This is a genomic window from Paractinoplanes globisporus DSM 43857 (assembly GCF_000379645.1).
Classification (GTDB): domain Bacteria; phylum Actinomycetota; class Actinomycetes; order Mycobacteriales; family Micromonosporaceae; genus Actinoplanes; species Actinoplanes globisporus.
In genome coordinates this window covers 256,247-274,665 of the sequence record NZ_KB903317.1, presented here as the reverse complement: position 1 = coordinate 274,665, position 18,419 = coordinate 256,247, and the positions used below count along the sequence as shown (strand labels likewise).

Sequence of the window (18,419 nt, the reverse complement as noted above, 5' to 3'; positions counted from 1 at the left end):
GTCAGGCCTCGGAGGGCGAGGCCTCGGAGCGGGAGGACTCGGCGCGGGCCTCGCGGCGTTTCGTGATCCAGCTGACGGTCTGGTTGACCACGAGGATGAGGATCACGGCGGCCACCACGCCCTCCCAGGGGCGGGGGAAGATCGAGCCGCCGGCCACGCCGATGCCAGCGTAGACGCCGGCCCACAGGGCGCAGGCCGGGACGTTGGCGACCACGAAGGTGCGCCAGGCCAGGCCCACGAAGGCGGCGGCCAGCAGGACCGGGACCCGGCCGCCGGGGATCAGGCGGGAGACGAGCAGGACCGGGACCTGCGACTTCTCCAGGCGGGTCTTGACCGAGGCCAGATGTTCCTCGTCGCGCAGCCAGCGCAGGCGCCGGGCCAGCTTCTCGCCGCCGACCCGGCACATCGCGTACATCACCAGGTCGCCGCAGTAGGCGCCGGCGGCGCCGAAGAGGATGACCAGGACGATCGTGATCGGGTGGTGCTCGTGGAAGGCCAGCGCGGCGGCGCCGCTGACCGCGGCGCCGGTGGGGACGATCGGGATGATCGCGCCGAACGAGACCACGGCGAACAGCCAGAGCAGCGCGCCCAGGTACGCCATCATGCGCCGCGCCCGACCGTCAGCGTCTCGCCCTGCCCCAGCACGCGCACCCGGGTGTCGGGGGACGTGCGCTCGGCCAGCTCGGCGAAGCGGCGGCCCGGCTCGGAGAACATGTGCGTGCGGATGCGGGCCATCCCGATCGGCCAGAACGTGCCGTAGTGGACCGGCACCGCCCAGGCGGCCTTGACCCGGCGCACCGCCTCGGCGGCGTCGGCGGCGTCGAGGTGGTGGTGCGCGCCGAGCGTGGGACCCCAGCCGCCGACCGGAATCAGGGCCAGGTCGAGCGGGCCGATCTCGGCCATCTGGTCGAACAGGCCGGTGTCGCCCGCGTACCACGTGCGGGCGGCACCCTCGACCACGAAGCCGATGGCGAGGGCGCGCTCGCGGGACCAGGGACCCCGCCCGCCCTCGTGGGCGGCGGGGACGGCCTTGACGCGTACGGCGCCGACCGTGGTGTCCTCGCCGGGGGCGAGCTCGACGCAGCGGGCGGCGAACGCCGGACCGAGGGTCTTGGCGACGAACGACGCGGCGCCGCGGGGCACGATCAGCGTGGGGGTGCCGGGCACGAGGCGCAGCGAGGCCAGGTGGAAGTGGTCGGCGTGCAGGTGGGACAGCAGGACGGCGTCGGGCGGGGCGGGCAGGCGCGGGGTGGGGCCGGCCATCCGGCGCAGGTGGGCGACGCGGTCGGTGAGGACGGGGTCGGTGAGCAAGGTGGTGTCCGAGTCGGCCAGCCACATGGTGCTGTGGCCCCAGTAGGTCACCGACGTCGCGCTCACGCGTTCACGGTACAGAGGCGTTTCAGTGCCCGGCCGCACAGGCGTGCGTACGCGTGCTGGAAGACGATCGCGAGAGGGCCGCCGAGCCGCATGAAGAGGCGGGCCGGCCGGCTGTACGCGGTCACCGTGAACCAGACGCGATCGCGCTCGTCCCGCGTGACGAGGAACGCCTCCTCGCCCGACGCTTGATGGCCGGGCAGTGTCCCGTACGCAAAACCGGTCTTTTTGTCTGATTTTTCAACCCAAATCACTTCGCACGGTACGTGGAGCGGGCCCATCCCGACGGTGAGGCGCACGCCGGGAGCTGCCTCCGAGGACGTGGACTCGATGCGCGCCCCGGTGGCCCGGTGCATGCGGAAGGTCAGCACTGCCTCCCCGGCCCGGCGGTAGAGATCGGCGCCGGAGCCGAGCGGCATCCGGAAGAACAGGTGCCGGAAGCCGGGCGGCCGCTCCCCGGTTTCCGTGGCGCCCACCGGGGAGTAGGTCAATTCACTCACCCCTTCATGATTCACCAGTCGCCGGGCAATGCCGACTCGGGCACACTGACCTTGTGACAGGACCCCGCAGCGCGGTCGTGGTGAACCCCGCGAAGGAGCCCGACCAGCTGCGCGGCACGATCGAGCGGATGCTCGCCCGGGCCGGCTGGCCCGCACCCACATGGCACGAGACCACCCCCGGGGATCCCGGCCGCGGCCAGGCCAAAAAGGCGATGAACAACGGCGCCGAACTGATCTTCGTGTGCGGCGGCGACGGCACGGTGATGGCCGCGGTGTCGGCGCTGGCGGGCAGCGACGTGGCGATGGCCGTGGTCCCGGCCGGCACCGGCAACCTGCTCGCCGCCAACCTCGGCCTCAACGGCGATATCGCGACGGCGGTGCGGGTGGCGATCGACGGTGGCCGCCGCCGGATCGACGTGGGCGTGGCCGGCGACCGCTGCTTCGCGGTGATGGCCGGGATGGGCTTCGACGCGCAGATGCTGGCCGGTACGTCGGAGAGGGCGAAACGGCGGCTCGGCTGGCTCGCGTACGTCGGCGGCGCCCTCAAGCACCTGCGCGACCGTCCGATGCGCGCGCGGATCGTGCTGGACGGCCGCCCGCCGATGCCGCGCCGCCCGCGCACGGTGATCGTCGGGAACGTGGGCCGGCTCCAGGGCGGGGTGCGCCTGCTCAGCCGGGCCGACCCGGCCGACGGCAAGCTCGACGTGGCCATCCTGAGCCCGAACAACCTGACCCACTGGGCGCGCCTGGCCTGGGCCGTGCTGCGCCGCCGCGAGCGGGTGCCGCTGATGGAGACCTTCACCGCCGAGCGCGTCGAGATCTACACGCGCCGGACCGAGCCGCGCCAGCTCGACGGCGATCTCATCGAGCCCGGCCGAAGCCTCAAGATCCACATCAAACCCCGAGCTCTCCTGCTCTGTGTGCCACTTCCGGAGAGCGATCCCGATTTGGCGTACGACGTGAAGGCCGCGGCCCGGCGCCGGGCGGACGACTGAATCCGGGGCGAGGTGGGTACCTCGGCCGAATGAGAGTCGTCGAGAAACGGACCGGCTGGCATTTCGCCGAGCGCAGCGTGCTCGGCCTGGCAGCGGTGGTCGCGGCCGGCCTCGGCTTCGCCGTCCTGCTGCTGCTCGTGCGTACCCACTGGGCGCCGATGCTGCGGCTCGACCAGCAGCTCGACGACCGGCTCAACGCCCTGATCTCCCCGCACCCGGCCGCGGTCGCCGTCTTCAAGGGCATCTCGACCGTCGGCGGGCCCGGCTGGCTGTGGCCGCTCACGGTCGTCGTGGTCGTCCTGCTGCTGATCCGACGCCGGATCCGGCTCGCGATCTTCCTGGCGGTCACCGGCCTCGGTGCGGCCGTGCTCGACCCGTCGCTGAAGGCGCTGGTCGGGAGGGTGCGGCCGGTCGTCGCCGACCCGATCGCGTACGGCCGGGGCAACAGTTTCCCGAGCGGGCACACGCTCGGCTCGACGATCGTCTATGGCGCGCTCACGCTGGTCTTCCTCTCGCTGGTGCACTACGGGTGGCGGCGCTGGTTCGTGGCCGCCGCGGCGCTGCTCGTCTTCGCCATCGGCCTGAGCCGCATCGCGCTCGGCGTGCACTACCTCTCCGACGTGATCGCCGGCTGGCTCCTGGGTCTCGCCTGGGTGGCCGTCACGGCGTACGCGTTCCGGGTCTGGCGCCGCGAAGCGGGGAAACCCACCACCTCGCTGGCGGAAGGCCTCGAACCGGAAGCCGCCGGCGACCTCGAACCGGCTCCCGACGAGGGGAAGATCCTGCCGCATCCGTGGGCGAAGGGCGCCGAGATCCTGGTCGGCTGGGTGTTCACGTTCGGCGCGCTGTTCCTGCTCGGGTGGGCGGTGACGCGCTGGACGCCGGGCTTCGACGACGCCTTCCCGCGCTGGCTGCAGACCTTCCGCACCCCGCGGCTGGACGAGCTGAGCCGCCTGTGGAGCAAGGCCGGCGACTCGCACGCGATCCTCGCCGTGTCGCTGGTGTTCTGCGCCCTGGCGCTGGCCCTGTGGCGGCGCTGGCGCCCGGTGCTGTTCCTGGCGCTGGCGATGGTCGGCGAGCTCACCCTGTTCCTGGCCACGTCCGCCGCGACCGGCCGCCCTCGCCCCGAGGCGCAGCATCTGGACGGACAGCTACCCACGTCGTCGTTCCCCTCGGGACACATCGCGGCCACGATCTGCCTGTGGACGGCGATCGCCCTGATCGCGATCCCCCGCTTCGACCGCTGGTGGCGCTGGCTGTTCCTGGTCCCGGTTGTCGTGATGCCGGCCGGGGTGGCGATCTCCCGCATGTACCGTGGCATGCACCACCCCACGGACGTGCTCGGCGCGGTGCTGCTGGCCGCGTGCTGGCTGTCGGTCCTGTGGTGGACGGTCCGCCCGAACGCGGAGGTCTCTCACCATGCGCTTGCTGACCTGGAACATTCTGATCGGCGGCGGCGACCGTCTCGACGCGATCGTGACGGTGATCCGGCGCGAGTCGCCCGACCTGCTGGCTCTGCAGGAGCTACGCGGCTTCGACCGGCAACGCATCGCGACGCTCGCTGACGCGCTCGGGATGACGGCCCATCTGGCGCCGTCCCGCTTCGGCCAGGCGGTGGCCGTGCTCGTGCGGCCGCCCTTGTGCATCGACCGCACCGACACGGTGACCTGGCGGCTGCACCACGCCGCGGCCGCGGTCACCACGGGCAGGCTCACGCTGGTCAGCACCCACCTCAACCCGTGGTCCGCCTACCGCCGCTACCGCGAGGCGACCTGGCTGGCGGCCCGCTACGGTCGCCGCGGCCGGGCCCTGATCGCCGGCGACATGAACGGTCTCAGCCCCTTCGACGACGCTCCGCCGGACGCGCAGGACCGCGACGACCGGCGGGCGATCGCGGCCTTCGACCGGGCCGGGCTGGTCGATCTGTGGCGGAAGGCCGGGGTCGGCTCCGGGCTCACGGTGCCCACCACCGGCGACGTGGGCGACGCGTTCCTCCCGATGCGCCTCGACTACGTCTTCGGCACCCCCGCGGTGGCCGAGCAGGTGCGGGAGGTCCAGGTCCTGAGAGGCAACGAGATCGAGTACGCCTCGGACCACTACCCGGTCCGCGTCGAGCTCGACGCCTGATGCGCTCCCGGGCCAACCCGCTGCGCCAACTCTCGCTCGAGGAGCTGCGGACCCGGACCAGCGAGAAATGGCGGGCCTACCCGAGCGACGTGCTGCCGATGTTCGTCGCCGAGATGGACGTGCCGCTGGCCGAGCCGATCGTCGACGCGATCACCGACGCTGCCCGGCGCGGCGACACCGGCTACCCGGCCGGTGACGGCTACGCCCGGGCGTTCGCCGACTTCGCTCGTACCCGGTGGGACTGGGACGGCCTCGCCGTGGACCGCGCCACCATGGTCCCCGACGTCATGAACGGCATCCTCGAAGTCCTCGACGTGATCTGCGGGCGCACGGACGCCGTCGTCGTCAACTGCCCGGTCTACATGCCCTTCTACGATTTCGTACGGCACACCGGCCGGCCGGTGGTGGAAGCACCGCTCGGCGCGGACGGCCGGATCGACCCCGACGCCCTGCGGGAGGCGTTCCGGGAGGCCGCGACCCACGGTCCCCGGCCGGCGTACCTCCTGTGCAGCCCGCACAACCCGACCGGCGTCGTGCACACCGCCGACGAGCTGGCCACGGTCGCCGCCCTCGCCGGCCGCCACCGGGTCCGGGTCGTCGCCGACGAGATCCACGCGCCGCTGGTTCTGCCCGGCGCGGCGTTCGTGCCGTACCTGAGCGTCCCCGGCGCCGAGAACGCCTTCTCCGTGCTGTCCGCGTCCAAGGCGTGGAACCTGGCCGGGCTCAAGGCCGCCCTCGCCGTCGCCGGTCCCGACGCCACCGGCGACCTCGCCCGTCTTCCCTGGTGGGTGAGGTCCGGCCCGAGCCACCTCGGGGTGATCGCGCACATCGCCGCCCTCCGCCACGCCACGGACTGGCTCGACGATCTGCTCACCGGCCTCGACGAGAACCGCCGGCTGCTCGCCGCCCTGCTGGCCGAGCATCTGCCGCTGGTCCGCTACCGCCCCGGCGAGGCCACGTACCTCGCCTGGCTCGACTGCCGCGCCCTCGGCCTCGGCGACGATCCGGCCGCGGTCTTCCTCGAACGCGGCCGGGTCGCGCTCAGCTCCGGCCCGGCCTTCGGAACCGGCGGCGCCGGGCACGCCCGCCTCAATCTCGGCACCTCACCCGCCCTGATCACCGAGGCCGTCCGCCGTCTCTCGTCCTCGACACCCCCGGAGTGACGCCGGTGGAGTTGCCCGACCTTCGGACAGACATTCCGCCGAGGTGTATCAGCACGTGGATCCCCGAACTCCATCACCTGTAACTCGGGTGGGGGAACCGATTGACTCGGGTGAGGGGGACCGATGCAAGGGTTGATGTCGATTCGCGATCGGACGGGCCTGGAACGGCGGCACGTCGCCGTGCTCTTCGTCGACTTGAGCGGATTCACCGCTCTGGTCGAATCCGCGCCGCCGGAGACGGTCTACGAGCGCGTGGCGCCGGTGTTGGACGAGCTCGCGCTGCTGGTCACGGAGTACGGGGGAATGATCCAGCAGGTCCTGGGCGACGGGTTCATGGCGGTCTTCGGCCTGGGCCCGGCGTCGGCTCGGACAACGGCCGACGACGAGGTGGAACGCGCCGTGCAGGCGGGCCTGATGGTGGTGCGCGTCGGTGGGAACGCGCCCCTGAGCCTGCCGGCGCATGTGGGTGTCGAGTGTGGCGAGGTGCTGGTCAGCCCGCCGTGGCAATCCGCGAAGTTCGGGGTGTGGGGACGTGCGGTGACGGTGGCGGCTCGGCTGTGCGACCTGGCCGGACCGAGCACGGTGTACGTGGGTCCGCAGGCCGCCCGGCGCGGCGGGGAACGGATCCTCAAAACCTGGGCGGACGGTTTCACCACGATCGTGCACGCGCGGTTGAAGGGCATGGCGCAGGAACTCGTCGTGCACGGCGCCACCTGGCCGTCGATGCAGCAGGTGTGATCTGTATCAGGCCGAGACGGGACGGGGTCTTCCCACCATGCATGGGATTCGGATACGGGCGTACCTGCTCGGTGATGTCCAGGTGATCGTCAACGGCCGGCTTGTCGAAACGCCCAGCCGGCACGGCCGGGATCTGATCCTCTACCTGCTGCTGCACCGGAAGGCCGCCGTCCAGCGGGACGTACTCGTCGACACCTTCTGGCCGCGGGCCCGGCCGGCCGCCGGACGTAACCGGCTGCACGTCGTGCTGGCCGGGGTGCGCAAGACGCTGCGGGAGGCGTCGGCCGAGCCGGTGATCGAGCGGTCGGGCGCGGGGTACCGGATCGCTCCCGCCGCCGAGGTGTGGATCGACGCCGACGAGTTCGAGCGGCGCTGCCGGGCCGGGCGGCGGGCGGACGGCGGCGGCGACTCCGCCGAGGCGTTGCGGCAGTACGAGTCGGCCGGGCTGCTGCTGCGCGGGGAGTTTCTCGCCGACCGGCCGTACGCGGAATGGGCCGCACCCCGGCGTGAGGCCTTGCGCGCCGTCGCCCTCGAAGCGCAGAGCCGCTTGCTCCAGCTCCACACCGGGCGTGGCGAGCACGGCGCCGCGGCGGCCCTGGCCCGGCGGATCCTGAGCGACGACCCGTGCAACGAGGGCGCCCACCGAACGCTGATGCTGTGCTATGCGGTGACCGGCCTGCGTCACCTGGCCCTGTTGCAATATCACGAGCTGGTCACCACGCTGTGGGCCGATTTGCGGGTACGCCCGGCGGCCGAGACGACCGATCTTTACGAACGGCTGCGCCGGCCGGAGCGGATGCCCCAGCCGGCGTGATTCGCCGTGGTCAGCCACCAACGGTGAAGGTGGCGCTGAACGCGGTGGAGACGTCGGTGTTGGCCCCCGCGGTCACCTTGTAGTTGCCGATCGCCTGGATGACGTCACCGGGGTCGGCGTTGACGAGCGCGCCGAACGGCACCCTCAGACGCTCCCGCCGCGGCGTGTTGTTCTGCGGCGTGAGCGTCGCCTTCAGATCGTTGAAGGCGATGCGGGCGGCGGAGCTGAGGTTGACGATCGACACCCGGATCAGGTGCTCGTCGACATTCTCGTTCAGGTTCTCGCCGATCTCGACGTCGGCGATGACGTCGAACGGCGTGCCCGGGTCCAGCACGCCGACGGTGAAGTCGGTGCCCTGGGCGGCGGCGTAGAGCAGCTTGATGGCCGCGTCTTCGGCGTTCGCGGTCGTGGTAGTGGTCATGGTGCGGTCCCCCCTGGTATTCCGGATCTGACGGAGACAGGTAACCGGCCCGCACCTATTCGGCGCTTAATCCACGCATAGTCGGCCCGGCGAGCGCGGCGACGTAGCCGCAGGCCACGAGGACTCCGGGTTCAGGCCCCCAGCGCGATGAAGGAGTCGGCCGCGATCCTCCGGGCGGGGTCGGAGCGAGCGGCCTGCCGGGCTCGCAGGTGCGCCTGGGAGAGTCCGGCTCCTTGTCGCAGGTGGTGGTGCAGGTCGACCATGAGTGGCACGGTGCTGGGGTCGTCGACCCGAACCACGCTGGCCAGGACTCCGGCCGACCCGAGCGAGATCAGTGCCGTGACGATGCCGAGCAGTTCATCGGCTCCGGACGGCGCGCCCACAGCGGAGTCGCAGCTGGACAACACGACGTGGTGTGGTGCCCGGTGAAGCCCTTCCAGGTCGTAGACGGTGAGCGGGCCGTCGTCGAGCTCCAGTGCCGAGAACGAGGGACTGTCGGCCCGGAAGGTTCCATGCGCCGCGATGTGGACGAGCCCGGCACCGTCGGCCGCGGCCAGCACTCGTTCGACCGTGGCCTCGCCATGGGTCAGCACGATGGCGTCGGGGTATCGCTGGGCCAGAGCGAGCACCTCGTCGGCGCCGGTCGACAGGTTCGGGCCACCGACCAGGACGACCCGCTCGCTCGCCGGGACGGTGTCCCGGGCCCGTACGTAGGTGCTCGCGGATGGGGCGACGGTGAAGTCGCGGTCCCGGAGCGAGGGCAGCATCGCCCAGGGGATGGCGTGCAGCCGGCCGGTCGGGACGATGACCACAGTCTCGGGCCCGAGCGCCGAGGTGCTCGAGCCGAGCAGGACCCGTTCCAACCGGGCGCCGACCTGCTCCAGATCGGTGGTGCCCTGAGCCGGGTGGTCGTGAGCACGACGGTTCCGGGAGGCTCGCCGGAGCGAGAACAGGGTGTGCTCCAAGGCCCGCTCGGCCGCGGCTGTAGGCCCGACTTCGACCAATTCCGCTCGCCCGTTGCGGACGACCAGGACGTACAACTGCTCGTCGAGGTCGATCACCTCGATCAACTGCACCCGGTCGAGGTCTCGGCCGACCGATGCGCGGCCGGTGAGCCGGCGGGGCTGGGCCACGGCCGACGTGTGCAGCACACGCCGCCGGACGGCGGCCTCCAGTCGCCGCCGCTCCACCTGCAACGCCGCCGGGATTCGCCCGGGTGCGGAGGCCGAGTCGAGCCGGCTGACCAGGTGCCGCAGCGCCGTCAGGTCGGCGGCAAGGAGCGGGTCGGTCTTGTGGCGAACGGGTGGCACGGCCAACGCGACGGCTCGCCACCGTTCGCTCCAGCGCAGAACCTGCCAGGGGTCCGCCCGGCGGATGGCGTGCCGCAGCGCGAGGTTGGCGAGCTCGGTCCCGTGCCTGGTGGCCTGGGCCCGCAGCTCCGTCGCTCCCAGGGTCCCGAGGTACTGGTCGATCAGCGCCAGCCCCTGCCGGCAGGCGACGAGCATGGTCCGGCTGTCGCGATGCGCGAGTGCGAGGAGGGCCCGGGCGTGCCAACGCAGGACTTGTCGCTGGAGGTCGCCGCCGCGTCCGGAGGCCGGGGTGGCGAGGTGGCGGTCGGTCTCGGCGATCTGGCCGGCGTGCAGGGCGAGTTGTCCGGCCAGGAAGTGGGCCTCGGCCGCGGGCAGGTGGGTCCGTTCCAGACGTCCGGCCAGCCGGTCGGCTCGCCGGAGCAGGTCGCCGGGTTGAGCGCCGGCGGAGTGACGGGCGGTGAGTAGCGCCAGCTCCGCGCGGCCGGCCCATTGCGGTCGTGCTTGGCGGCGCAGCAGGCGCAACGCTTCGTCCGCTCGGCTCGTGGCCGTTTCGTAGTCACCGACAGCTTGCGCCGCGGTCGATGCCGCGGTCAGCAGCTCCGCTCGCCGGGTCGCTGATCCTCCTTGCCGGCGGCTGCGCTCGACGGCGGCCTCGATCTCGTCGGCCGCTTCCCGGGCAAGCCCGGCCGCCAGCAATGCGGCGCACCTGGTCAGATGCAGTTCCGGCTCGAACACCTCGAGGTCGTCGACTATTTGCCGGGCATCGTCCAGCATCGCCAGCGCGGTCGGAAGATCGCCCCGTGCGAACGCTATGGCCGCGCGGGCCCGGCGCGTGTCGGCGTACTCCAAGCGTTGTCCGATCTTGTTGAACAGGACCTCGGAGTGTGCGTAGTCACGGTCGGCCCGGTCGACCGCGCCGCGAGCGAGCTGCGTGGTGGCGCGATGGTCGTACGCCCTGGCTTCCCAGACCGGATCGGTGCCGCGGAGCAGCATCACGGCTCGATCGGCGTCGGTCAGCGCCTCCTGGTAGCGGCCGATCGACCACAACACCCACACCCGGCGGATGAGCAGGCGTCCGATGGCTTCGCGGCCGAGACCGTCGGCGATGGCATCACGGATCACCGTGTCGAGTGCTCGTAGTCCCTGCCGGGTTCGGCCGGCCATGACCAGGGCGACACCCAGGCTGGCCTGGATGTCGGCGGCTCTGGCCCGGTCGCCCGCCCGGCCCGCCAAGCGCAGAGCGGTTCGCAAGTGTCGGATTGCTTCGTCGAGGTTGCCAAAATCGCGTTGGACGACTCCGATGGCCTGGTGGGCCACCGCCGCCCGGAGTGCGGATGGGCGGACGGCGAGCCAGGCCGTGGCCTGTGCCAGCGCTTCGTGAGGGCGGGCCAATGCCATGGCGAGCAATCGATCACTGTCAGCTATCAAAAAATCAGCCGTATCAGCGCCGGACACTCGCTGATCCTATTCATAGGCGCTTACGGCCCACACCCGCCAAGACGGGACGCTGACAGGAGACTCAGATGACACGCTCGACGCCAGGGCTCGACGCGGAGATCGACTTCATATTGAGCACGACCGGCGCCGCGGCCCTTCCCCCGCATGAGCCGGGGTCAGGACAAAGCCCTCAGCTCCTGTATCGCGAAGGCACCATCCTGGTTCGCGAAGAGGACGTCGACACGGTGGTGAACGCACTGCCTGCCCCCAGCCCCGAGGGGTACGACGGTTCCCCGGGCGCCAACGAGGACGGACGCAGCCAGCTCGTGGTGTTCCCCGGCCTGGTCCGGATGACTCTGTTGTCGACCGATGGATCGGCTCCGGACGTGGTCAGGGCCTTGAACCGGCGGGTGGGCAGTCGCATGATCGACCTGGACTACCTCATGGTGTGCGCCAGCCACCCTTGTCCCGCATCCGAGCCCGTTCCGGTCGTCGATGGTGAACCGGTTCCTCCGATCGCGGCGGCCGGGGGTGCCTTCACCGGCCGGGGTGTCGTGGTCAGCATCGTGGACTCCGGCCTCGCCCCGGACTATGCGCAGCATCATTGGTTGTCGGTCGGCGTGTACGGCGACCGGGACCAGATGATCAAGGATGACCGGACCATCGAGCACTACGGCGGGCACGGCACCTTCGTCGCGGGCACGGTGCGAGCAATCGCTCCACGTGCCACTCTCTTTGTCGAGGGCGCGGTTTCCATCTTCAACGGCGAACCCACCCTGGTCGACAACGGGGCCGCGTTCTCGTCCGCCCTGAGCGCGCAGATTTCCCAGGCGCTGGCCCACCGGCCCGACGTCATGGTGATGACCTTCGCGACCGAAACCATCGACCAGCGCAGCCCGCTCTGCTTCGACGTTCTCTACGAGAAGCAGATTCAGCACATCAAGGGGCTCGCCTTCCTGGCGCCGGCGGCGAACGACTCCAGCCAGACGCCAGAATTCCCCGCCGCCTGTTCCTGGGTGATCGGGGTCGGCGCCCTCAACGCCACCGGAGACCAGCGCGCCGACTTCAGCAACTATGGGCGGTGGGTCGACGTCTACGCACCCGGCGAAGGATTGGTCAACGCACTGACGACGGGGCACTACACATACCTTGATCCACCCGGAGCGACGGCGGACTTCACCGGACTGGCGGAGTGGAGCGGCACCTGCTTCTCCACCCCGATCGTCGCTGGGTTGATCGCGGCCCGGATGAGCAGCACGGAAGAGAGCGGCCAGCAAGCCGCCCGGACACTGCTCGAGTGTGCGCGAGCACAGCGGATACCCGGCGTCGGGCCGGTGCTGTACCCGGATCAGGCACGCTGCCACATCCATTGCGATTGTCACCGGCATCGTCGCTGCCATACACCTCCGGGCGGTAAGGAAAAGGACCGGCATCGGTGCTGTGACGAGTGCGCGGAGTGCTGACGGAAGGAGTCTCCCATGGCCCCACCTGCCCTGAGCACGGGTAGCGCGTCCATCGGCAGTCTGGTCCGAGAGGCGCGATGTGGTGATCACGACGCTTGGGACGAACTGGTGCAGCGATATTCCCCGTTGCTGACCGGGGTCTGCTTCCGGCTTCGACTGTCCACACCCGAGGCCGAGGACGTCGCCCAGGCCGTGTGGCTGCGGCTCGTCGAGCACATCGCCGAGATCCGCGAGCCGGAAGGCCTGCCCTCGTGGCTGGCGACCACCGCCCGCCGGGAAGGATTCCGCCTGATGGCCGCGCGGCGGCGCACTGTTCCGCATGATCCGGCCGACTCGAAGTTGTTGAACCACGCGACCTACGAGAATCCCGACGAGGAGCTGATCCGGAGCGAACGGCGAGACGCATTGCTCTCCGGATTCGCCGAGCTGCCGCTACGGCAGCGGATGCTTCTGCAGCTGCTCTCCGAAGACCCACCGCTGGCCTACGCCGACATCAGCGCCCGAACCGGCATTCCGATCGGAAGCATCGGCCCCACCCGGGCCCGCGCGTTGGAGCGGCTGCGTCGAACTGAGCCGATACGCCGCCACCTGTCCGATGTCTCACGCGGCCCGGTTTCGTCCAGGAATGTTGCCCACGCACTGCAGCACCCAGCGCCGCCGGAGGCGAACGCTGCCAGCCCGGAAATTGGTGATCGATGATGACCCACCCATGGCGAGACGACGACGCCCTGATGGCCGACCTCGCCGAGGCGATCCGCAGCGTTGACCCGCTCACCGACCGGGTAGCTGCGTTCGGCCGCGGCGCGTACAGCTGGCGAACCATCGACCAGGATCTGATCCGGGCCTCGCTCACCTTCGACTCGCTGCTCGCACCCGGCTCGGCGCACCGAACCAGCGGCAACGAGCCCCGGACGCTGGTGTTTACCGCCACACCACTGTCCGTAGAGCTCGAGGTCCAGGATGACCGGGCACTTGGACAGATCATCCCGCCCGGACCGGGACAGATCGTTCTCGACGACGTCGACGGCGAGTCCACCACGTTTCAAGCCGACGACCTCGGCTTCTTCATCATCCTGCCGGTCCCGGACAAGATGTGCCGCCTACGCCTGGAGACCGGAACCGGCAGCATGGTCACGGACTGGATCAGGCTCAATCCGCTCGCAGGCTGAAAAAGGGTTGCGGACAGGAACTGGCCTGAATGCGTCCTACGGTGGGCGAAAGCCGTCACGACACCGAGGAGAACGAGCATGGACAGCGCCGCACCCGCCGGGTACACGAGCGTCGCGCCGTGGGTTGTCACGCCTGACACCGGGGCGTTGCTGGACTTTGTCGCCGAGGTGTTCGGCGGGGTGGAGCTGGGTCGGGTGCAGCTCGAGGACGGGACGATCGGGCACGCCGAGATTCGGGTGGGGGACACGGTCCTGCTCGCGTTCGATCGGCAGAAGGACTGGCCGGCCATGCCGTCGCTGCTGCGGGTCTTCGTCGAGGACGCCGACGCGGCGATGGAGCGGGCGGTTGCGGCCGGCGCCCGCGTCGTGACCGCGTCGGCCACGCACGCGTTCGGCCAGCGCGGGGGTCGCGTGCGGGACCCGTGGGACAACATCTGGTGGATCAGCGCGGTGGTCGAGGACGTCGCGCCCGAGGAGGGCATGCGGCGCCTTTCGGAGCCGGTGTACGCCGAGGCCATGCGCGTCGCGCAGGAGACGCTGGACCGGGAGTTGAGTGGCCGCGCCGAGGGTGTGGTCAGCCGCCCGCTGACTTGATTGCCCGGGGCAACGGAGTGATCCTATAGTTGCCCGGGGCAATCAACAGGGGGAGTGGCGCATGACGGTCGTGGACGACGCCAAGTCGCGGTCGGGGACCGCGCCGATGTCGCACCGGCAGATCCTGCAGGCGCTCTCCGGGCTGTACATGGGGATGTTCGTGGCGATTCTGTCGTCGACGATCGTCACGAACGCGTTGCCGACGATCGTGGCCGACCTGCACGCGGGGCAGAGCGTCTACACCTGGGTGATCATCGCGACGTTGCTGACCACGACCGTCTCCAGCCCGATCTGGGGCAAGCTGGCCGACCTGGTCAGCAAGAAGCTGCTCATCCAGCTCGGCCTGATCATCTTCACGGCCGGCTCGGTGCTTTCGGGGCTGGCCGCCGGCTCCGCGCTGCTGATCGCGGCCCGCGCGCTGCAGGGCGTCGGCGCGGGCGGGCTGCTCGCTCTCACCCAGGTGATCATGGCGACGATGATCACGCCGCGGCAGCGCGGCCGGTACTCCGGATACCTCGGCGCGGTGCTGGCGGTGGCGACGAGCGCGGGGCCGCTGATCGGCGGGGTCATCGTCGACACGAGCTGGCTCGGCTGGCGGTGGTGCTTCTTCGTGGGCGTGCCGTTCGCGATCATCGCCATGCTCCTGCTGCAGAAGACACTGCACCTGCCCGTACTCAAGCGGAATGTGCGGGTCGACTGGGCCGGCGCCGCGCTGATCACCGCGGCCGCGTCGTTGTTGCTGGTCTGGGTGACCTTCGCCGGCGACAAGTACGCCTGGGTCTCCGCGGCGAGCGCGGCCATGGTCGGCGGCGCGCTCCTGCTCGCGGTCGTCTTCGTGCTGGTCGAGCGGCGGGCCGCCGAGCCGATCCTGCCGTTGTGGCTGTTCCGCAACCGTACGGTGGTGCTCGCCATCGTCGGCGGCCTGGTGATCGGCGTCGGGCTGTACTCGGGCACGACGTTCCTGAGCCAGTACTTCCAGCTCTCCAAGGACAAGTCGCCGACCGTGGCCGGGTTGCTGGCGCTGCCGATGATTCTCGGGCTGGCCCTCGCCTCGGGACTGTCCGGCCGGGTCATCACCGCCACCGGCCGCTGGAAGCCGTTCCTGGTCAGCGGCGCGGTGCTGGTCGCCGCCGGGCTCGCGCTGCTCGGGTTCACCCGCGACGACACCCCGTACTGGTGGCTCGCGGCGGGGATGACGCTGCTCGGCGTCGGCCTGGGCACGACCCTGCAGAACCTCGTGCTGGCCGTGCAGAACCAGGTGCGGTTGCAGGAGCTGGGCGCGGCGAGCACCTCGGTCTCGTTCTTCCGGTCGCTCGGCGGCACGATCGGCGTCTCCGCTCTCGGGGCGGTGCTCGCGTCGCAGGTCGTCCAGTACACCCGGGACGGGCTGGCTCAGCTCGGCGTACACACCGCGGGTGGATCCTCGGTGCCGCGCCTGGCCGACCTGCCCGCGCCGATCCGGGCGGTCGTGGAGGATGCGTACGGGCACGCCACCGGCAACCTGTTCCTGTACACGGTGCCGTTCGCGCTGCTCGCCCTGCTCTGCATCCTGTTCATCAAGGAGGTGCCGCTGCGCACCTCGCACCAGCTCGACGAGGCGAAATGACCGGCGACCCGCCCTACGCGGCGCTCGAGCGCGAGTTCGCCATTTTCGTACGCCGTGCCCGCGCCGCCTCGGAACGGCTCAGCCGCGAGGTGCACCCGGAGCTCGACTCCGCCGCGTACGGGCTGCTGGCTCTGCTCTGGGATGGCCCACAGCGGCCCAGCGACGTGGCCGACCAGGTGGGCGTCGGCAAGGCGACCATCACCCGGCAGCTCAAGTCCCTGGAGTCGCTGAGCCTGATCGAGCGCCTGCCCGACGCCGCCGACGGCCGCGCACACCTGGTCGCCCTCACCGAGAAGGGCCGGAGCCGGATGGCGAGCGTCCGCGACGCCCGCCGCGAGCGCATGCGCCGCAATCTCGACGCCTGGCCCGACGAGGACGTCCGGACGCTGACCGCACTGCTCGCCCGGTTCAACGCGATCCCACGGGGTTGACCGGGCGGCGGCGCCTGCTGGTCATCCTGGGCGCCGTCTGGCTGGTCATCGCCACCGTGACGACCATCGGGATGGTCTTCGCGGGTCTGCGCGGCCCGGCCGGGGAGCGTGGGCCCCAGGGCCGGCCGGGTGTGCAGGGCGTGCCGGGGATCGAGGGCTCGGCCGGCCCGGTCGGGCCGGCCGGCGCGCAGGGCGACACCGGGCCGAAGGGGCCGCAGGGTCCGAAGGGCGACCGCGGCGCGCGGGGCCCGCAGGGCGCGGACGGCTGATGGCCATGCATTGGGTGAAGATCGGCACCCTGGTGCTCAGCGCCGTCTTCGCCGGCGCGCTGACCGGTGGCGTGATCAACCAGTCCGCGGGCGAGGCCGGTCCGGCCGGGGCCGCCGGACCGGCGGGTGCGCCGGGCGCGCCGGGGGTGCCGGGTCCGACCGGCGTCGCCGGTTCGGCAGGCCCCACGGGACCGGCCGGCGCCCGGGGCCCGCAGGGCGACAAGGGCGAGCGGGGCGCGACCGGTCCGCAGGGACCGGCGGGCCAGGCGTACACGCCCTCGACGCTGTTGGAATTCTCGGGCAGCGGCATCAAGAAGTCCGTCACCTTCACCACCGGCGGCACGTGGACGCTGGAGTACGCCTACGACTGCTCGAGCTTCGGCTACCGCGGCAACTTCATCGTCGACCTCTACGACGCCAGTGATGGTTCGGGCGAGGACGTCCTGGTGAACGAGCTCGACACCGGCGGGGCGGACAGCACACCCGTCTACGGCTCGGGCACCCACTGGCTCGAAGTCAACTCCGAATGCGACTGGTCGGTGCGGGTCGTCGGTTAGGCGCTCTGCGGCCTCGGGGCTTCGACGGAGTGGGTGGGCGCGACCATGTCCCAGGTCGCGGCGATCAGGGCGACCACCACGAAGCCGATGGTCACCCACAGCGAGTCGCGGAAGGCCAGGTCCCAGCTGCCGTTGTGGAAGGCCAGGCGGTTGAAGAACATTGAGCCGACCGCCGCGATGCCGACCGCCGTGCCGATGCGCTGGCCGGTCTGCAGCACCGCGCCCGCGCTGCCGGCCCGGCGCACCGGTACCTCGGCCAGCGCGAGCGTCTGGTTCGGGGCGATCACGAAACCGCTGCCGATGCCGGCGACCAGGAACGGGATCGCGGTGGCCCAGCCGGCGCCGTGGCCGGGCACGTAGTGCAGCGCCAGCACGACCGCGACCAGGCCGACGACCACCAGCACCAGCCCGGCCACCACCAGCGGGCGGCCGTACCGGCCGACCAGGCGGCCGCCGATCGCCGAGCCGGCCGCCGAGCCGAGCGCGAACGGGGTGATGGCCAGGCCGGCCTCGAGCGCCGTGTAGTGCAGGCCGCTCTGCAGCAGCAGCGTGTAGGTGAAGAAGATCGAGGTGAAGCCGCCGAAGTAGAGCAGGCCGACCAGGGCGCCGAGCGCGTACGACCGCACCCGGAACAGGGCCAGGTCGACGAGCGAGGTGGCGTGCCGCTCGTACCGCCGCTCCCACCAGACGAAGAACGCGAGGATCCCCGCGCCGGCGACCGCGAGCAGCCACTTGGCCGAGCCGTGCCACTCCCGCTCCTGCACCAGCGGCAGGAGCAGCAGGACGACCCCGACGCCGAGCAGCAGCACGCCGACCGGGTCGAGGCTCTCCCGTTCCCGCTGCTCGCGCGGCCGTTTCGGGATCCAGCGGTAGCTCAGCACGATCGCGGCGGCGCCGATCGGCACGTTGATGTAGAAGATCCAGCGCCAGCCCTCCTCGGCGCCGAAGACCTGGATGAGCAGGCCGCCGAGGAGTGGGCCGACCGCGGTCGAGATGCCGATGACGGCGCCCAGCAGCCCGAACGGACGGCCTCGCTCGGCCGGTTCGAACAGCTGCTGGATCAACCCGGAGACCTGCGGGTTGACCACGCCGGCCGCGGCCCCCTGCACGAGCCGCGCGACGACCAGCCACAGCGGTCCGGTGGCGAGCCCGGCGGCCGCGCTGGCCAGCGTGAACAGCGCGAGGCCGGCGATGAAGACGTCGCGGCGGCCGCGGGCGTCGCCGAACCGGCCGGCCGGCACCAGGATCAGGCCGAACGTCAGCGCGTAGCCGGAGAGCACCCACTGCAGTTCGCCGGCGCTCAGGTGCAGATCGGATTGGATCGAGGGGAGCGCGACGTTCACGATGCTCACGTCGAGCAGGGTCATGAAGGCCGCGACCAGGGCCACGCTCATAGCGCGCCAGCGATTCACCACAGCTGCCGAGTTTCCCCGCGGTCAAGCCGCCAAAAC

20 protein-coding genes are annotated in these 18,419 nt (G+C 71.2%); 14 read left to right on the top strand and 6 right to left on the bottom strand.

What is annotated here, in order from left to right; translation table 11 throughout:
• Position 1: 1 nt before the first annotated feature.
• Genes A3CQ_RS0131220 through A3CQ_RS0131210 form a run of 3 tightly spaced genes read right to left on the bottom strand, consistent with a single transcriptional unit; the run spans position 2 to position 1,874 of the window.
• A complete protein-coding gene (locus A3CQ_RS0131220; RefSeq protein ID WP_026206389.1) occupies positions 2-604 on the bottom strand; it encodes a DedA family protein in 603 nt (200 codons plus the stop codon).
• Positions 601-1,377, bottom strand: coding sequence for an MBL fold metallo-hydrolase (locus tag A3CQ_RS0131215; RefSeq protein ID WP_020514887.1), 777 nt, complete (start codon positions 1,375-1,377; stop codon positions 601-603). Before A3CQ_RS0131215 ends, A3CQ_RS0131220 begins: the two co-directional genes overlap by 4 nt.
• Entirely contained in the window at positions 1,374-1,874 is a 501-nt protein-coding gene (locus A3CQ_RS0131210) for a DUF1990 domain-containing protein (RefSeq protein WP_026206388.1), read from the bottom strand. The genes A3CQ_RS0131215 and A3CQ_RS0131210 overlap by 4 nt, the downstream gene beginning before the upstream one ends.
• Before the next feature lie 53 nt (positions 1,875-1,927).
• Here A3CQ_RS0131210 and A3CQ_RS0131205 point away from each other — a divergent pair, with 53 nt between their 5' ends.
• The 6 genes from A3CQ_RS0131205 to A3CQ_RS0131180 all read left to right on the top strand — a co-directional run bounded on the left by A3CQ_RS0131205 (position 1,928) and on the right by A3CQ_RS0131180 (position 7,711).
• Positions 1,928-2,869 carry a diacylglycerol/lipid kinase family protein gene (locus A3CQ_RS0131205; RefSeq protein ID WP_040433251.1) on the top strand — a complete coding sequence of 314 codons (942 nt, stop codon included), beginning with the start codon at positions 1,928-1,930 and terminating at the stop codon, positions 2,867-2,869.
• A 29-nt stretch (positions 2,870-2,898) separates the two neighbouring features.
• Positions 2,899-4,434, top strand: coding sequence for a phosphatase PAP2 family protein (locus A3CQ_RS59510; protein WP_020514884.1), 1,536 nt, complete (start codon positions 2,899-2,901; stop codon positions 4,432-4,434).
• Entirely contained in the window at positions 4,346-4,996 is a 651-nt protein-coding gene (locus A3CQ_RS63125; RefSeq protein WP_020514883.1) for an endonuclease/exonuclease/phosphatase family protein, read from the top strand. The genes A3CQ_RS59510 and A3CQ_RS63125 overlap by 89 nt, the downstream gene beginning before the upstream one ends.
• Positions 4,996-6,159 carry a MalY/PatB family protein gene (locus tag A3CQ_RS0131190; protein ID WP_020514882.1) on the top strand — a complete coding sequence of 388 codons (1,164 nt, stop codon included), beginning with the start codon at positions 4,996-4,998 and terminating at the stop codon, positions 6,157-6,159. The genes A3CQ_RS63125 and A3CQ_RS0131190 overlap by 1 nt, the downstream gene beginning before the upstream one ends.
• Positions 6,160-6,294: 135 nt before the next feature.
• On the top strand, positions 6,295-6,897 hold the full coding sequence (locus A3CQ_RS0131185; RefSeq protein ID WP_020514881.1) for an adenylate/guanylate cyclase domain-containing protein: 603 nt from the start codon (positions 6,295-6,297) through the stop codon (positions 6,895-6,897).
• 37 nt (positions 6,898-6,934) lie between these two features.
• The gene (locus tag A3CQ_RS0131180) at positions 6,935-7,711 is read left to right on the top strand and encodes an AfsR/SARP family transcriptional regulator (RefSeq protein WP_020514880.1); all 777 of its coding nucleotides are present in this window, start codon (positions 6,935-6,937) and stop codon (positions 7,709-7,711) included.
• Positions 7,712-7,721: 10 nt separating this feature from the next.
• Here the strand turns inward: A3CQ_RS0131180 and A3CQ_RS0131175 are convergent, their stop codons facing one another.
• On the bottom strand, positions 7,722-8,132 hold the full coding sequence (locus tag A3CQ_RS0131175; protein ID WP_020514879.1) for a hypothetical protein: 411 nt from the start codon (positions 8,130-8,132) through the stop codon (positions 7,722-7,724).
• Between the two features lie 131 nt (positions 8,133-8,263).
• On the bottom strand, positions 8,264-10,693 hold the full coding sequence (locus A3CQ_RS0131170) for a CHAT domain-containing protein (RefSeq protein WP_157296570.1): 2,430 nt from the start codon (positions 10,691-10,693) through the stop codon (positions 8,264-8,266).
• Positions 10,694-10,965: 272 nt separating this feature from the next.
• Between A3CQ_RS0131170 and A3CQ_RS0131165 the strand changes: the two genes are divergently transcribed.
• The 8 genes from A3CQ_RS0131165 (at position 10,966) to A3CQ_RS61800 (ending at position 16,968) form a co-directional block, all read left to right on the top strand.
• A complete protein-coding gene (locus A3CQ_RS0131165) occupies positions 10,966-12,342 on the top strand; it encodes a S8 family peptidase (protein WP_020514877.1) in 1,377 nt (458 codons plus the stop codon).
• A gap of 15 nt (positions 12,343-12,357) precedes the next feature.
• A complete protein-coding gene (locus A3CQ_RS0131160) occupies positions 12,358-13,041 on the top strand; it encodes an RNA polymerase sigma factor (protein ID WP_084699303.1) in 684 nt (227 codons plus the stop codon).
• 32 nt (positions 13,042-13,073) lie between these two features.
• Positions 13,074-13,511, top strand: a complete 438-nt coding sequence (locus tag A3CQ_RS57870; RefSeq protein ID WP_157296568.1) for a hypothetical protein — start codon at positions 13,074-13,076, stop codon at positions 13,509-13,511.
• Between the two features lie 78 nt (positions 13,512-13,589).
• Complete coding sequence (locus A3CQ_RS0131150; protein ID WP_020514874.1) at positions 13,590-14,105, top strand: VOC family protein; 516 nt, start codon at positions 13,590-13,592, stop codon at positions 14,103-14,105.
• Between the two features lie 61 nt (positions 14,106-14,166).
• On the top strand, positions 14,167-15,711 hold the full coding sequence (locus A3CQ_RS54765) for an MDR family MFS transporter (protein WP_020514873.1): 1,545 nt from the start codon (positions 14,167-14,169) through the stop codon (positions 15,709-15,711).
• The gene (locus tag A3CQ_RS0131140; RefSeq protein ID WP_020514872.1) at positions 15,708-16,142 is read left to right on the top strand and encodes a MarR family winged helix-turn-helix transcriptional regulator; all 435 of its coding nucleotides are present in this window, start codon (positions 15,708-15,710) and stop codon (positions 16,140-16,142) included. The genes A3CQ_RS54765 and A3CQ_RS0131140 overlap by 4 nt, the downstream gene beginning before the upstream one ends.
• Positions 16,139-16,411, top strand: a complete 273-nt coding sequence (locus A3CQ_RS61805) for a collagen-like protein (protein WP_020514871.1) — start codon at positions 16,139-16,141, stop codon at positions 16,409-16,411. The genes A3CQ_RS0131140 and A3CQ_RS61805 overlap by 4 nt, the downstream gene beginning before the upstream one ends.
• Positions 16,411-16,968, top strand: coding sequence for a collagen-like protein (locus A3CQ_RS61800; RefSeq protein WP_026206385.1), 558 nt, complete (start codon positions 16,411-16,413; stop codon positions 16,966-16,968). The genes A3CQ_RS61805 and A3CQ_RS61800 overlap by 1 nt, the downstream gene beginning before the upstream one ends.
• Here the strand turns inward: A3CQ_RS61800 and A3CQ_RS54750 are convergent.
• Complete coding sequence (locus A3CQ_RS54750; protein WP_051115400.1) at positions 16,965-18,383, bottom strand: MFS transporter; 1,419 nt, start codon at positions 18,381-18,383, stop codon at positions 16,965-16,967. The two genes, A3CQ_RS61800 and A3CQ_RS54750, sit on opposite strands and share 4 nt — an antisense overlap.
• Between the last annotated feature and the right edge of the window lie 36 nt (positions 18,384-18,419).